Annotated in this window: 16 protein-coding genes; 9 read left to right on the top strand and 7 right to left on the bottom strand. The window is 33.3% G+C overall.

Going from position 1 to position 16,001, the window contains the following annotated elements; genetic code table 11:
- The first annotated feature begins 34 nt into the window (after positions 1-34).
- Entirely contained in the window at positions 35-610 is a 576-nt protein-coding gene (locus tag EG344_RS21410; RefSeq protein WP_123911330.1) for a glutathione peroxidase, read from the top strand.
- Between the two features lie 73 nt (positions 611-683).
- Positions 684-1,199, top strand: coding sequence for a VOC family protein (locus EG344_RS21415; protein ID WP_317126482.1), 516 nt, complete (start codon positions 684-686; stop codon positions 1,197-1,199).
- Positions 1,200-1,332: 133 nt separating this feature from the next.
- Here the strand turns inward: EG344_RS21415 and EG344_RS21420 are convergent, their stop codons facing one another.
- Positions 1,333-1,992, bottom strand: coding sequence for an NAD(P)H-binding protein (locus tag EG344_RS21420; protein WP_123911331.1), 660 nt, complete (start codon positions 1,990-1,992; stop codon positions 1,333-1,335).
- A gap of 196 nt (positions 1,993-2,188) precedes the next feature.
- On the opposite strand from EG344_RS21420, the gene EG344_RS21425 reads away from it, so the two are divergent.
- Positions 2,189-2,542 carry an MmcQ/YjbR family DNA-binding protein gene (locus EG344_RS21425; RefSeq protein WP_123911332.1) on the top strand — a complete coding sequence of 118 codons (354 nt, stop codon included), beginning with the start codon at positions 2,189-2,191 and terminating at the stop codon, positions 2,540-2,542.
- A 100-nt stretch (positions 2,543-2,642) separates the two neighbouring features.
- Positions 2,643-3,125, top strand: a complete 483-nt coding sequence (locus tag EG344_RS21430) for a hypothetical protein (protein ID WP_185145574.1) — start codon at positions 2,643-2,645, stop codon at positions 3,123-3,125.
- Positions 3,126-3,168: 43 nt separating this feature from the next.
- Here the strand turns inward: EG344_RS21430 and EG344_RS21435 are convergent, their stop codons facing one another.
- Positions 3,169-4,089 (bottom strand): bifunctional riboflavin kinase/FAD synthetase, encoded by a 921-nt coding sequence (locus EG344_RS21435; protein WP_123911867.1) that lies wholly within the window; start codon positions 4,087-4,089, stop codon positions 3,169-3,171.
- A 171-nt stretch (positions 4,090-4,260) separates the two neighbouring features.
- Here EG344_RS21435 and EG344_RS21440 point away from each other — a divergent pair, with 171 nt between their 5' ends.
- The 4 genes from EG344_RS21440 to EG344_RS21455 all read left to right on the top strand — a co-directional run bounded on the left by EG344_RS21440 (position 4,261) and on the right by EG344_RS21455 (position 8,025).
- On the top strand, positions 4,261-5,055 hold the full coding sequence (locus tag EG344_RS21440; protein ID WP_123911333.1) for a T9SS-dependent choice-of-anchor J family protein: 795 nt from the start codon (positions 4,261-4,263) through the stop codon (positions 5,053-5,055).
- A 178-nt stretch (positions 5,056-5,233) separates the two neighbouring features.
- Positions 5,234-6,742: a F0F1 ATP synthase subunit beta gene (atpD, locus tag EG344_RS21445; RefSeq protein ID WP_123911334.1), complete on the top strand. Its 1,509-nt coding sequence runs from the start codon at positions 5,234-5,236 to the stop codon at positions 6,740-6,742.
- Positions 6,743-6,839: 97 nt separating this feature from the next.
- Positions 6,840-7,121, top strand: coding sequence for a FoF1 ATP synthase subunit delta/epsilon (locus tag EG344_RS21450; protein WP_123911335.1), 282 nt, complete (start codon positions 6,840-6,842; stop codon positions 7,119-7,121).
- 85 nt (positions 7,122-7,206) lie between these two features.
- A complete protein-coding gene (locus tag EG344_RS21455; protein ID WP_123911336.1) occupies positions 7,207-8,025 on the top strand; it encodes a hypothetical protein in 819 nt (272 codons plus the stop codon).
- 338 nt (positions 8,026-8,363) lie between these two features.
- On the opposite strand, the gene EG344_RS21460 is transcribed toward EG344_RS21455, so the two are convergent.
- The 5 genes from EG344_RS21460 to EG344_RS21480 all read right to left on the bottom strand — a co-directional run bounded on the left by EG344_RS21460 (position 8,364) and on the right by EG344_RS21480 (position 15,225).
- On the bottom strand, positions 8,364-10,562 hold the full coding sequence (locus EG344_RS21460; protein ID WP_123911337.1) for a B12-binding domain-containing radical SAM protein: 2,199 nt from the start codon (positions 10,560-10,562) through the stop codon (positions 8,364-8,366).
- Positions 10,563-11,212: 650 nt separating this feature from the next.
- Complete coding sequence (locus EG344_RS21465) at positions 11,213-11,956, bottom strand: hypothetical protein (RefSeq protein ID WP_123911338.1); 744 nt, start codon at positions 11,954-11,956, stop codon at positions 11,213-11,215.
- Between the two features lie 69 nt (positions 11,957-12,025).
- On the bottom strand, positions 12,026-12,358 hold the full coding sequence (locus EG344_RS21470; RefSeq protein WP_123911339.1) for a DUF4870 domain-containing protein: 333 nt from the start codon (positions 12,356-12,358) through the stop codon (positions 12,026-12,028).
- A gap of 119 nt (positions 12,359-12,477) precedes the next feature.
- The gene (locus EG344_RS21475) at positions 12,478-13,215 is read right to left on the bottom strand and encodes a LytR/AlgR family response regulator transcription factor (RefSeq protein ID WP_123911340.1); all 738 of its coding nucleotides are present in this window, start codon (positions 13,213-13,215) and stop codon (positions 12,478-12,480) included.
- A 3-nt stretch (positions 13,216-13,218) separates the two neighbouring features.
- Positions 13,219-15,225 carry a sensor histidine kinase gene (locus EG344_RS21480; RefSeq protein WP_123911341.1) on the bottom strand — a complete coding sequence of 669 codons (2,007 nt, stop codon included), beginning with the start codon at positions 15,223-15,225 and terminating at the stop codon, positions 13,219-13,221.
- Positions 15,226-15,441: 216 nt separating this feature from the next.
- Between EG344_RS21480 and EG344_RS21485 the strand changes: the two genes are divergently transcribed.
- Complete coding sequence (locus EG344_RS21485; protein ID WP_123911342.1) at positions 15,442-15,903, top strand: hypothetical protein; 462 nt, start codon at positions 15,442-15,444, stop codon at positions 15,901-15,903.
- Positions 15,904-16,001 lie beyond the last annotated feature (98 nt).

The raw sequence follows: 16,001 nt of genomic DNA on the forward strand, positions 1-16,001 counted from the left end.
CATCTGCAGCTTCGGTTGCTTAAATTTATAAGAAATGAAAAATATTTTTTTAATGCTGCTTTCTTTTATCGCGTTTCTGCAAAGCTGCACCAATCAAAAAAGTGAAATTTCTCAAGCTAAAACCAAAGAACTTATGGGAAAAACAATATATGACTTTAAAGTTGAAAGCCTTGATGGTAAGGAGATCAACTTTGCAGATTTCAAAGGAAAGAAAATCCTGATCGTGAATACAGCTTCTGAGTGTGGTTTTACTCCTCAGTATGCAGACCTTGAAAAACTATATGAAGAATATAAGGACAAACTGGTAATCGTAGGCTTCCCAGCCAATAATTTTGGCGGACAGGAACCTGGAACCAATGCTGAAATCGGAACATTCTGCCAGAAAAACTATGGTGTGACATTTCCTATGGCAGCGAAAGTTTCTGTAAAAGGAGATGATACGGCACCTATCTTTAAATATTTAACAGAACAGGAGTTGAACGGAGTAAAAAATACAGCTATCCTTTGGAACTTTACCAAATTCCTGGTTGATGAGAATGGAAAGCTGATTGATAGTTTTGTAAGTACTACAAAACCTACAAGTGAGTCAATTACAAAATATTTGAAATAAGAAATAAAAAAGTATATTTTTACAAAGTGGATGATTACATCCACTTTTTTTATTTTAAAATAAACAATAACTCATGAAAAAAATATTTTTTGCAGTTTGCATTCTGGCAGCTTTTTTATCAGGATTTGCCTTTAAAGCAGTGACAGAAAAAGAATCTGACGCTCTGAAAAGAGTAACAGGGATAGGTGGAATCTTTTTTAAATCCAAAGATCCCAAAAAAATGAGAGAATGGTATAAAGAACATTTAGGTTTTGAAGTCAATGAATATGGATCTGTCTTTGAATGGTATCAAGGAGCAGATAATTCTAAAAAAGGTTTCAGCCAATGGAGTCCTTTCAGTGAAAAAACAAAATATTTCCAACCTTCAGAAAAAGATTTTATGATTAATTATCGGGTTCACGATCTTGAAAAGTTGGTTGAGCAGTTAAAAAAAGAAAACGTAACCATTCTGGACAAAATTGAAGCCTATGATTACGGAAAGTTTGTTCATATAATGGATATTGAGGGAAATAAAATAGAGCTTTGGGAACCTAATGATACTGAATATGAGAAATTGGGACAAAGCATGGGAAGTAAGACCACAAAATAAATTATATTTTGTTCCGAATCTTAAAAAAACAAACTAAATCAAAGTATCTGTGCCAATCTGCGAAAATCTGTGGTTAAATAAAAATTACCACAGATTGCACGGATTTACACAGGTTTTTTAGTATAATATTTTATCATCCATCAATACCCTTTTCCGCAAAACAAAAAATATTACCCAGTTTAATACTGGAGTATCCATTACTTTTTATCTTAGAAGAATTAATCATTGCCTTTGCTAGAATATCTGTAGGTAAAGGCTTTTGACTTTCGAATAAGCCTAATTTATTAGCAAATTTTATAATCCTGCTGCCCAGAACTTCACCGGTTCTCTCAGAACTTTTTCGCTCCAGCATTCCAGGTTTAAAAATGGTGATTTTATTGAAATGTAATTGTTTTACAGCTTCTTCCAGCTCACCTTTCATTTTAGAATAGAAAATCTTAGATTTTGGATTGGCTCCATAAGCAGAAACCAGGATATAATCCTCTACATCATTCTCTCTGGCTGCTTTGGCAAATTCATATTGGTAATCAAAATCTACTTTTTTCTGAGCTTCCTTGCTTCCAGCATCTTTCAAAGTTGTTCCCAGACATGAAAATGCAACATCTCCTTTCACCATTCCTTTCCATTCTCCAGGATTTTCAAAATTTACAATATGAACTTTTAGCTTTTCATTCTTAATGTCAACCGGTTTTCTTACAAAAATATCGACTTCTTCAAAAGCCTTGTCATTAAGTAGCTGATTCACCAAGTCTTTTCCTGTAGCGCCTGTGGCACCTATTACTAAAGCTTTCATAACAATCGGGTTTGATATAATGGTATTTTCTTTCTTAAATTTACTAAATTTGAATAAAAGATAAAAGATAAAAGATAAAAGATAAAAGATAAAAGATAAAAGATAAAAGAATATCTTAAACATCTGATTGTATTTTAAAAACTCAATTATCATTAATCATATTACTAATTACCTATTACTCATTACTTATAAATCTATGGATGCCAACGAAATATTAGACTATTGTCTTACTAAAAAAGCGGTTACAGAAAGTTTTCCATTTGATAATGAAACCCTTGTATTGAAGGTGGATACCAAAATGTTTCTGTTGATGGGTCTTGAAAGGCAGCCATTGTCGATCAATGTAAAGACAGATCCGGAATGGAGTGCGGAACTTCGGGAGCAATATCCTCAGATTACGGGAGCATATCATATGAATAAAATCCATTGGAACTCAGTGTATTTGGATGGGTTAAAAAGAGATTTAATTTTTAAATTAATAGATCATTCTTACGATTTAGTGTTTAAGTCGCTTACCAAAAAAGTACAGCATACCATTAATAATTCTTAAAAATTTTAATTCCTGATGTAAAGTAAAATTGATTCAGGTACGGATTTTGTTATCAAGTATCTGTGAAATATTAAACTGAAATTAATTAAAATAAGAACATATGAGAAACTACCTTTTATTATTCATGGCAGCCGGTGCCTTAACATTATCAAGTTGTAATAAAACAGAGAAAAAAGAGCAGCCAGCTACTCCTGAAAGTACCGAGAGTGTGAAATCAGAAAATCTTAAGATTGAATTTACAGGGACAGAGAAATTCACAATTAAAAATCCAAAGCTTAAAGTAAGTCTATACGGAGTGAGTGAAGGCCTTCAAGATGCCCCTGCAACATTAATTACCGAACAAGAATTTGAAGGAAAAACAATTCCTTTTACCATTGAACTATCAGTACCACAGGATGCGGAAAGCAAGATCAATCCAAAACCTACGAATGGAGTAAAATATTATATTGCTACTGAATGGGATTCTGATGGTAACGGAAAAGCCAACGAAAAAGGAGATATTTTTATTGACCACGATAAAGCGTTTCCTAATGTGAAATTAAATAGTGACACCCAAAAGATCTACGTAAAGATTTTGAAATAAAAAATTAAAAGGCTATTCAGTGATGAATAGCCTTTTTTGTATCTTAAAAATTAAATTCTTCTGTTAGTCGCTTATCTTCATCAAGCCGTTCAATAAGTTTCTCTAATCCTTCAAACTTGATTTCATCATGAAGAAAGTCTCTGAATCTCACAGTGATCTTTTCATTATAAATATCTTTATCAAAATCAAGGATATATACTTCAACGGTTAGTTTTTCTCCATTGACCGTAGGATTTGTTCCAATGCTCAGCATTCCTTTGTATTGTTGACCTTTTATTTCCACTTCAACAATATAAGCTCCTTTTTTAGGCAAAAGTTTAATGGATTCCGTATCAATATTGGCCGTTGGATATCCAATAGTTCTTCCAATTTTTTTTCCATGAACCACCGTTCCGGAAACAGGGTAGGAGTATCCCAACATTTCATTGGCTTCTTTAATATTGCCAGTTAAAAGTGCATTACGAACTTTGGTTGAACTGATGTTATTCTCATGAATATTAATGGCTTCCATCTGTTCCACTTCAAAATCAAGTTCTTTAGACAGCTTTTGAAGAAGTTCAAAATTTCCGCTTTTATTTTTTCCGAAAGAATGATCGTATCCTATAATAAGATATTTTACATTAAGTTTATCAATCAAGATCTGACGTACAAATTCTTCTCCGGTAAGATTTCTGAATTCTTCATCAAATTCCTTCAGAAACAAATTATCAATGCTGTATTTTTCAATACGTTCTTGTTTTTCCTCTATGGTATTCAGAAGTTTTAAATCTTCATTGGGATTAAAAACAAATCTCGGATGTGGCCAGAAAGTAAGAATAGCAGTTTCCAGATTGTTTTCTGTTCCTACCTTAATGAGCTCATCAATAATACTTTTATGTCCAAGATGTACCCCGTCAAACATCCCTAAAGACAATGCTAAAGGCTTTTGAGAGGAATAATCTTTAAAATTCTTGAAAACTTTCAAAACGGAAAAAATTTGATTTGCAAATATAAAGCCTTTAAAATTATTCATAATGATATAATTTAATTATTTGAAATATTATTTATATTTAAATGGTTTTATTATTTTCATTGATTTATTCTCATTTAAAATTGCATTATATTGATTGTTTTTGTATTTTAGAAAGAAAATATTATGAATAAAAAACTATTTATTGGTGCAGTTGTTTTAGGAATTCAAATAAGTGCACAGTGCAATCCTTTGAATTTACCCTATACTGAAGATTTTGAAAGTGTAACAACGCCGGCATTGCCCACTTGTTCTACCATAGAAAATGCAGGTTCAGGGAATGACTGGACTACCAGACAGAATGCCTTTACCGGTATTGACAGTAAGGCATTAACCTATAAATATCACTCCTCCAATGATGCTAATGCCTGGTTTTTTACCCCAGGTCTGAATCTTGTAAGTGGAGTAGAATATAAATTGACATTCACCTATTCAGGAAGCGGATTTGATGAAAAGCTAAAAGTGGCTTACGGAATGAATCCTAATAGCTCTTCAATGACCAATCAACTAGCAGATTATCCGGATATTGCGGATGAAGATATTCATACGGAGACCGTAACATTTATACCTCAAACTACTGGAGCATATTACATGGGATTTAACTGTTACTCAGATGCTGATCAGTTTTATTTGCAAGTTGATGATATTAGTGTAACGACTTCACAGCTAAGTACAGCAGAAGTAACAAATAGGAATAATGCAGTAAAAATATATCCTAATCCATTTACAGAGGTAATCAGTATTAATAAGATTGAAAATGTACGATCCATTTCAATTACAGATATTTCTGGAAAATTGATTAAAACTTTTGATAAGCCTTCATCAGAATTATATGTAAAGGAGATTGGCTCCGGAATATACATGTTGAAGTTGGAAATGAAAGATGGTTCACAAAAAGTGGTTAAGATTATAAAAAAATAAGTATTTAATTGATTATCTGAAATAAGCAATTAAATAATAATAAAAAATATTGATAGGTTAGAACCAAAGGAGTTTTTCTTCTTTGGTTCTTTTATTAAAAAGCATGATAAAAATCTTTTTTTTACCAATTGCGTGTTTACGAAGAATCACTATATTTGCACCAAGAAAAAATTTAGCAATGGCAAACCAAATTAAAGGTAAAATTTCTCAAATTATTGGTCCGGTAATCGACGTTGTCTTTAATGATGTGGAAGCAGTTCCAGCAATCTATGACGCGTTAGAAATTACAAAAGAAAACGGTGAAAAAGTAGTTTTAGAGGTAGAACAACATATTGGCGAAGATACAGTAAGATGTATTGCAATGGACGCTACTGATGGTCTTAAGAGAGGTCAAGATGTAATCGGATATGGAGATCCTATTACTATGCCAATCGGTGAGGCTGTAAACGGAAGACTATTCAACGTTGTTGGTGATGCTATCGACGGACTTAAAAATATATCTAAGGATGGTGGTCTTCCAATTCACAGACCAGCTCCAAAATTTGATCAATTATCAACTTCAGCAGAAGTTTTATTTACAGGTATTAAAGTAATCGACCTAGTTGAACCTTATGCAAAAGGAGGTAAAATTGGATTGTTCGGTGGTGCCGGTGTAGGTAAAACTGTATTGATTCAGGAGTTGATTAACAATATTGCAAAAGGACACGGAGGACTTTCTGTATTTGCCGGAGTAGGTGAAAGAACGAGAGAAGGAAATGACCTTTTGAGAGAGATGCTTGAATCAGGAATTATCAAGTATGGTGATGATTTTATGCACTCTATGGAAAATGGAGGTTGGGATCTTTCAAAAGTAGACCTAGAGGCTATGAAAGAATCTAAAGCTGCATTCGTATTCGGACAGATGAATGAGCCGCCAGGTGCAAGAGCTAGAGTAGCACTTTCTGGTCTTACATTAGCTGAGTACTATAGAGATGGTGGAGAAAGCGGGCAAGGTAGAGATGTACTTTTCTTCGTAGACAACATCTTCCGTTTTACACAGGCTGGTTCTGAGGTATCTGCACTACTTGGTCGTATGCCATCAGCGGTAGGTTACCAACCAACTCTTGCTTCTGAAATGGGTGCGATGCAGGAAAGAATTACTTCAACTAAAAATGGTTCAATTACTTCAGTACAGGCAGTATATGTACCTGCGGATGACTTAACTGACCCGGCTCCTGCTACAACGTTTGCTCACTTAGATGCAACGACGGTACTTGACAGAAAGATTGCTTCATTAGGTATTTACCCAGCGGTAGATCCATTAGCATCTACTTCAAGAATCCTTTCTCCAGAAGTTATCGGTCACGATCACTATAACTGTGCTCAAAGAGTAAAAGAAATTCTTCAAAGATACAAGTCACTTCAGGATATCATCGCGATTCTTGGTATGGAAGAACTTTCTGAAGAAGATAAATCAGTTGTTTACCGTGCAAGAAAAGTTCAGAGATTCTTATCTCAGCCTTTCCACGTAGCAGAACAGTTTACAGGTATTCCAGGATCATTAGTAGATATCAAAGATACTATCAAAGGATTCAACATGATTATGGATGGTGAATTAGATCACTTACCAGAAGCTGCTTTCAACTTGAAAGGAACCATCGAGGAAGCTATCGAAGCTGGACAAAAAATGTTAGCTGAAAACGCTTAATAATTAGACATAAGATTCTTAGACGTGAGATGAGAGACATTCAATATGTCAAAATCTTTTAATCTTTCAATCTTTTAATCTTTTAATCTAAATTAAAATGAATATAAAAATTTTAACACCAGAATACGTAGTTTTTGAAGGAGAAGTAAACTCAGTGTTATTGCCTGGAAAGAATGGTGAATTCCACATCATGAAAAACCACGCAGGAATCGTTTCTTCTTTAGTTGGTGGTAAAGTGAAGCTTTTTACAAACTCTGTAAATGAAGCTTACGCTAAAAACCTTACCAAGGAAAATGATAAAGATTCTATCTTTTCATATTCTATCAAAAGCGGTGTTGTGGAATTTAATCATAACAAAGGAATTATCCTTTGCGAATAATTAAATGAAAAGCTAAATATATTTTCAAAAAAGTGTAACTTTGGTTACACTTTTTTTATTTCATTTCATGTAAAAATCTGGTTCTATGAAGAAAAGTATAATCATATTCTTTACAATTTTGGGTATATTCCTCAATGCTCAGAATATTAAAACCAAAAGAGGAATTATCAATTTAGATGGAATCCCGGTGGCTAAAATTTCAAATAAGTCCAATGAATACACTTTCATGGACTTAAAGGAAACGCCTTTGTACACTATAAAATTTATTGATAAAAGTATTGTTGATTCTGTGAGGGACAGTTATATACAAATCAATAGGGTATATAACAGGGATAAAACCATCGAAGTCGACTATTCTTCACCTTCTGCGTTTTCCGGGGAAGAAAAATCTGCGGTTTATACTTCCGTGAAAGACTTTAAAATTATAGATAATAAAGGCATCAATGTAAAGACCCTGGATGAGTTGTTTTCAAATGTTCCGAAAAGGAAACTGGACAGTAAGACGAAGGATGCCTATACCATCAGAAAAAAGATCGATAAACTGAATCTTGAAGTAAACAAGGTAGGTGAAATTCTCAGTAATGGTGTTCCTGTGGGATATTTTACCAATTTACCCGTAAGTTTTGGCTCAGATGATAAAATTATAGATAAAAGCTTTATTGATATTGAGATCTATGATGCAAAGAGTAAACTCATCGGGAAATATATTACAACAACAAAACAATTGAAAACGGCTGGCGGAAAGTCTTTTACCCTTTTCAAAGAAATGTCCGGCAGAGCATCTATTTTAAAATATCCAACCTATAAAGCGCTTGCAGAACGTATGGCGATTATGGATCCGAATTTTATTAAAATTCAGGAAAAAGTATCTGTAGGACCTGTTACGAAAGATACCCCTAATTAAGTCTACTGAAAAAAATATTGATAAAAAAAACTTGGAAAAGCTTTTTTAGTTTCATTTTTATCTATTAATATATTTTATTCGTGTATTCGCGGCAGAAAATAGATGCTAAGAATACACGAATTTTCTTATAAAATATGATATAATAATCAGAGAAGCCGGAATGGCAAAAATTATGGATATTTTATTTTTAGCAGATATAAAGCTATTCAATAGAAACGGGCTTTAGCCCGTTTAATTATAAAAGGAGAATTCCATTGGCTTTAGCCAAAACCTATTTTTACCCTTGCATTTAGAAAATTCTGCTATTTAGAAAATCCCTGAGAAAAATTGCTGCAATTTTATAAACTCAAAATTACTCCATTTTCCTTCAATTGTTGCATTGGTTTTGAGAACCAGAACAATTCGAAATCTTCAAAATTCTCTTCAAAATGATTCTTAAGTTGTTGAGCTGTAGGTTTTTTCTGATTGTCTATTGAATATTCTTCCAACATGCTCGTCAGCCATTCTGCTTTGTCCTGTTCCATCTCCACCTTAACAATATTGGTTTTTAGGTGGAATGTAAGAAGCGTATATGTACCAGAATATTTCTTTTTATTTTTTATGCGATTCTCAGCGATTACATTTTTAGTTAAAAAGACAATTTTTGAATTTCCTTTGAATTTAAAATCTTCATCTTCCAATAAGCTATCATGAATATAATCGGGATGAATTGTTGTTCTTGGAATTTTAAAATCAAACCACTCTTGAAGAGGAAGTTCAAAATTAACTCCATGCATATAATTGAATAAAGATTTTTTTAAACCTGAACTAAATTTATTATGATCGATCCCTGTTTTGTCTGTAAAGTCAATATCATTATTTGCAAATAGAATTTCTTGCTTGATGGGAGTAACTCCAAATTCTTCTGGATTTAGTCCAACTGGTGAATGAGCAGTCATTGCGAACTGATGCCAAAAACCACTTTGTAAAATTCCCATTTCAAATAACTGACGAATCATTTCCATAGAATCAATCGTTTCCTGAATGGTTTGTGTTGGGTAGCCATACATCAGATAAGCATGGATCATAATTCCGGCTTCTGTAAAATTTCTTGTCACTTTTGCAACTTGTTCCACAGAAATCCCTTTATCAATTAATTTCAACAAGCGATCACTTGCCACTTCCAATCCACCGGAAACTGCGACACAACCTGAAAGTTTTAATAAATAACACAAATCACGGGTGAAACTTTTCTCAAAACGGATATTCGTCCACCAGGTAACGACAAGATTTCTTCTTAAAATTTCAAGGGCTACTTCTCTCATCAAGGCAGGAGGTGCTGCTTCATCTACAAAATGGAAACCGGTTTCTCCTGTAGTTTTAATGAGTTCCTCCATTCTATCAACCAGAATTTTGGCAGAGATAGGTTCGTAAATTTTAATATAATCTAAAGAGATATCACAGAATGTACATTTCCCCCAATAACATCCATGGGCCATCGTTAGTTTATTCCATCTTCCGTCACTCCATAAACTGTGCATTGGATTGGCTATTTCAATAACAGAAATGTATTGATCCAGTTTTAAATCGGTATAATCTGGAGTTCCAATATCCGACTGCTTATAGTCGTGCCTTTTGGAATTGTTCTTATAAACGACTTCCTGATTTTCAATTAAAAAAGTCCTTTTATATTGAGATTCTTCACTTTGCCCAGAATGACCAAAAACATTTTCACATAGAAGCTCAAGAGGAATTTCACCATCATCAAGAGTAATAAAATCAAAGAATTCAAATACTCTTTGATCTTTTATTTCTCTTAATTCTGTGTTGGGAAAACCTCCGCCCATTGCGATTTTAATATGCGGGTAATTTCTCTTGATAAATTGTGCGGATTTGAAAGCCGAATATAAGTTTCCAGGAAAAGGAATAGAAAAACAAACCAATTTAGGCTGAACTTCTTTTATTTTTTTCTGAAGAATTGTTAAAGTAAAATCATCGATAAATGTTTGCTGATCGGATAATTTTGAATACAATTCATCAAAAGAATTGGCGCTCTTTCCAAGACGCTCAGCATATCTGCTGAAACCGAAGTCAGCATCAATATTTTCAACGATATAATCTGAAATGTCCTCCAGATATAAAGTCGCCAAATGTTTAGCTTTATCTTGTAAACCCATGTTTCCGAAGGCAAATTCCATATCATCCAATTGGTTGAAACGGGAAGCTTCCGGGAGAAAGTTCATGCTGCAGATCTGCCTCGCCAATGTTGGTGTTTTCCCTTGTAAAAAAGGAATAACCTGATCGATGGTTTTTAAATATTCTTCTCTTAACGCATAGATTCTCTGAGCGTTTTCAGAAGCATTATGAATATCAATTTCTTTATTGAAAACCTTTTGTAATCCACCTTTTGAAAATAATTCCAAAATAACATCTATTCCTAAATCAATCTGATAACTGGAAATATTTTTGGTATTTAAAAATCCTTTAATATAAGCAGTTGCCGGATAAGGAGTGTTAAGTTGGGTAAAAGGCGGAGTAATAAGAAGTAGGTCTTTCAACAGAAATTTTTTGCAAAGTTATTCTAAAGTTTTTTTAGAAAAAAATTTTTTGCTCTGATTATAAACAGGGTTGAAATAATACCTGTATGCTTTGAATTATTTTCTCGGAGATCTCACTGATTTCGTAGATCATCGTATAGTGTTATAGTATTACCAAAAAAAGAAAAATTTTTGCATTTGTGACTTAAAAATTTATGCCACGAATGCACGAATTAAATAGTGTAGTTTTTTAGAATTTCAATAAGGTAAAAGGATGGGTAGATATTTTGAATTTTGTTTTGACGCAAAGTTTTTATTATTAAGTTGGATATTTTAAGGGAGCAAAAGATGGAATCAATGAAATTGATTCTTATTAAGCGAGCGCATAGCTATAAAGCTTCTTCAATGACGAAGTCAGCTCCTTAGCTCCCTAAAATAAGATATTAGAATAATTTTAGCTTTGCGTTTAAAAATAAATATCTACTATTTTTGACGCAAAGTTTTTTATAATTAAGCTGAATATTTCAAGAAAGCAAAAGATGGAATCAATTTCATTGATTCTTATTAAGCGAGCGCATACCCACACAGCTTCAACGACTAAGTCGGTTCCTTAGCTCTCTAAAATAAAACGTTAGAATTATTTTAATTTTGCGTTTAAAAATAAATTATAGCTATTTAAATACAGTATCAACAGTATGATTACTGATGAAATTAAGAAAAGATTCTTCGTCAAAATATCCATTTTCATCTATAAGTTCAGGATGTAAAAATTCGGCTTCATGAGAACCATCTAAACTTATATTTTCTATAAATCTGCCTGTTTTTCCCTCAATTACATTGTGAAGACTTATTAAATATGTTGAATGTATACTGCCTTCTGCAACAGTGTAATGTCCGTTTTCTGCAATAAGGGAACTGGTTATATTTCCATTACTATACGTTTCATTATCGTTGCCGGATGCTCCAAACAAAATATTACAGGAAATATTTCCTGAACAATAAAGACAACCATTAACAATGATATTTTTGGCCTGTATATTTCCGATAACAATAAGTACAACGTAATCCTCCACAAAAAGATCTTCGGAAAGGTCAATGTCTTGCTCGGATAAGATGATTTTATATCCTTCTCCGTCTTCTGTAGTTAAATCAAAAGTGTTCGGTTCTTCGTTTTCTGCAAGGATAATCGTAGGCGTATCATCATCATTATTGGAATCTAAAGAAGCTGCTTTTATCTTTTCCGCAATTTCCTCATCCAACAATTCAATAAATTCTGAAAGATCTTCTTCCTCTAAAGAGTGGTCTTCGAAAAAAGTGAAATCCAATGTTGATGAAACTGTAGAATAAAAACTTTCTGAGTGATTTTTAAGTCGGGTATATAATTGATCTTTTGTGAGTTGTTGTAATTCTTTCATAAACTTTAAGCCTATTGCATCTACTTATTGTAGAGAAAATAGGATAGATGCAATATAAGGAGATAAGTTTTATTTTGCTAAAAAGCCAAATTTATTCTCAAACATTTTTCCGATCACCGGAATAGGTTTTTTCTGTTCATTGGCAGCATTAATAATCCCAAATACCCATAAGATTAATAAAATCAATCCTATATAATTTAAAAAAGATAAGGCAGGAAGAATGGGGATTACGATGGAAAGAAGAACATTGATAACGACAGTTAATAAGAAGAATCCTAGCCCTTGTTCCAAATGATAGTTAGCCAGGTCATTTTTAGCATGCAAGTCTTTGCTTTTAACATAAGCAATGATCCATCCGATAATTGTTACATAACTTAAAATAGAAATTGTTTTACTGTTCATATTGAATATTTTTTGTCAAAGGTAGAACAGTAGATTTCATCTATCAATAACTGATTGGTTAATGGCAACTTTCAATTGGTATTCAGTAGATGTTGGCAAAAAATGATATTCCGGTAATTTTATTCTTCCTTCATCAGTTTAAAAAAAGCTTCTTTCTTTGCCCTTGATATCGGAATACTGGCTCCGTTTTCCATTTCAACCATCCCTTCTCTGGAATAACTTACAATATAATTGGTATTAATTAGGAAAGACTGATGTACCCGGAAAAAATCAGGTGGGAGGAGAATGCTTTCATAGTTTTTAAGAGGTTTGGAAATCATGATTTTCTTTCCATCATTTAGGTAGAAAGTAGTATAGGAACCGGAAGTTTCACAATGCATAATCTGGTTGATCTTTACCACATGCATTGCTTCCTGGGTAGGGAGGATGATTCTTTGGGGAGTTCTGTGCATATTATGACTGAGTTCATGTACCTGTTGTTCTTCAAGAAAACGTTCCTTTATTCCTGAAATTCTGTTAATTGCTATTTCAAGTTCCTCAGCATCAATAGGTTTTAGTAAATAATCCAAAGCGCTGAATTTGAATGCCCGAATAGCGTATTCTTCATAAGCCGTTGTAAAAATCAAATGAAATTTCCGGTAAGAAATTTGTTGAAGTACCTCGAATCCTGTTCCATTTTTTAACATAATATCCATAAAAACAAGATCAGGCTGTAGCCTGTTAATAAGTTTTGCTGCTTCATCAGCACTTTCAGCATAGCCTATGATCTGGATTTTATCCGGAGCAATCATTTCCAACATAATGGACAAAGCTTCCCGTAAGTGATATTCGTCTTCTATGATTATTGTTTTGTACATATTTTATAATATTGGAATAAATAATGTTACCATGCAGCCTTGCTGACCATCTTTATCAATGGTCATTTCCCTTACTTCAAGTTTTGCCCTTGAATTATCTTTAAGCATAAGAAGCAATCTCTCATCCGTAATCTTAGTCGAAAGAGAACGATGAGAATCATCTGTTTTCTGCTTTCTGGAAGCGGTAAGTCCGATTCCATTATCCCTGATTGTACAAATGAGAAGGTTTTCTTCCGGCTTTTCTTCAAAATTAATGAATAATACTCCTTTTTGGAAGGCTTCTAAAGGTTTTAATCCATGCTCAATGGCGTTTTCAACGAATGGCTGTATTAAAAGTGGAGGAATATGAAGCTGCTGATCTACAGATTCTTCACATTGTATTTGGTAATCAAAACTTCGATTTAAACGAAGCTGCTGAAGTTCAATATAGTTTTCCAACGTATGTATTTCTTCTTCAAGAGTAATCGTTTCCATGCGGGATTGTTCTAGTACTCTTCGACTGAGTTTGGCAAATTTTCCAAGATACAATACTGCAAGATCTGTATCTTTTCTGAGAATCATTCCCTGGATATTTCCTAATGCATTAAAGATAAAATGCGGATCCATCTGAGATTGTAACAGTCTTCTTTCAAGAGATAGTTTTTCCGCTAAGCTTTCCAATGTTTCCTTTTCCAAAAGTTCCATTTTAAGTTCATTATTGGTTTGTTGTTGTTGAAGGAAATCTTCTCTTTTCTGATGATAACGCTGTCGGAAATAGTAAGACCGATACATAAAGACAAGTCCCACAAGTAACACTGCGGAAATTCCATATCCTAATAACTGATTTTTTTTCTGAAGTTTATTTTCCTGCTCCAGTTGCTGAATACGAGCTATTTTCTTTTCTGATTCATATTTGGCATCAGCATTCTGAAGGATCTGCTGAGTTGATTCGTCATACTTTAGTTTATTATATTTGATAAAAAATGTATCGTATTCAAGATAGGCTTTATAGTCTTTTTCTTCTGCTGCAATATTTTTCAGACATTCATAAAATGCTGCCAAAAGATAATTGTCTTTGTAGGGCAGAGTCTGTTGATAGGTAATTCCTTCTTTAAAAAGATGTTCTGCGGTTCTGTATTCTCCTTTTGATACATAATACTGTCCGCGTAACCCCATAGAACTTCGGTATACGCTTTTGATACCATACTGTTTCCCAATAAGTAAAGCTTTTTCCAATGCAGATAAAAATGAATTTTCATCAATTGGCTTAGGCCCATTCATATATAAAGCAGCAAGGTTGATATAGGCAATTCCGATATTACTTTTACTATCTATTTTGGCTTCATTTTTTTCTATAAAAGCAATGGTTTGTTTAAAAAACAAAATGGCATCCTGCCAACGACCGGTGTTTCCTGAAACAATGAGATCAGAAAGATAATTTCCTACCGCCAGTCTTGCATGAAGAATACTTTCAGGATTCCCAGATTTTTCCGCGAATGAAAGTCCTTCATCAGCATATTTTTTAACTTTTTCAGGAGAATCTGGTGAAAAGAGGTAAGAGATATCCGCACCGAGTTTAGCAGATTGGTCGTAGCTCTGCATTGTATTAAATAAAGCATAAGCTTTCAAAAAATAAGTAAGAGCCTGTGACTTATCATCAGTATATGATTTGAGATATCCCATCGCAGCATTAGCAAAAGCTTTTGCACGATCACTTTTTAAAGACTTGGCAATGTCATAGGACCTTTCTGTGTATTTTGTGAATTCCTTGAGATGAAGAAGACGTTTATGGGTTAGGGCAAGATACGCACTACAAATCGCTTCATCTTCTTTATTTCCTGTTTTTTGAGAAACTTGAAGAGCTGCCATCTGCATTTTGAGACTTGCTGACGAGTCAGTAAACCTTTTGGAATATCCTTCACTGGCTGCATGTTCGGCAGAAGATACTTGCTGAGCTTTTATGGAGCCACAGGAAATCCAGCAAAATATAAAGCAAAATAGAAGTTGGGTTATGTCGTTTTTTTTGATCATTTCAGTTGATAGATTGGGCTAAATTATACATTGTGGAAGGATTAACAAAATAGCACTGGTTTTAAAATGCTGATTTTAAGGGAAAATTTGAACCTAATTAAACACATTGTCACCAGTTTTTTACCAAATACCAATTCAAAATGTATATATACCAATTGATGCTGGCAAATAGTCATTCGAATATTTAATCTTGCATAGAATATTAGTGCAATAGCCATGAAAACTATATATAAATTCCTGACTTTCCTTATTTTATTTTTTCCTGCCAAAATGCTGCTTTCCCAGCAGACAGATGAAAAGCGGATGAAAATTCAAGTATCTGTGAAAGATGGAAAAAATCAGATTGTTTCTGTTATTAAATCCTATACCATATCCTATAACAGAACTTTATTAACCCCTGAGAATAATAAATCAGGGGAGGCTAAAGCATTTTATATATCATTGGATTTTGAAAAACAGGATATTCCTTTTTTAAGAGCATTTATCCAAAACAAAGCAGGTTTGGATGGTCAGATTACAGTAACAGATACTTATGGGAAATTACCTTCCCGAAAAATTGATTTTCAATCGGCCACAATGGATATTATGAACGATCAGGCGATGGGAGAGTACAGTGGGATGTTCATGAATCTAAGCTGTAATGTTATTACTATTGATGGGTTGAAAATAGAACATTAAACCTCACAAATGATGAAAAAAAACACAATATACTTAATGCATCAACAATCCTGAAATGGGATATCTGTAGTGTAAAGATAGTAAATATGCATTTCCTG

This window comes from Chryseobacterium sp. G0162 (assembly GCF_003815715.1).
GTDB lineage: Bacteria > Bacteroidota > Bacteroidia > Flavobacteriales > Weeksellaceae > Chryseobacterium.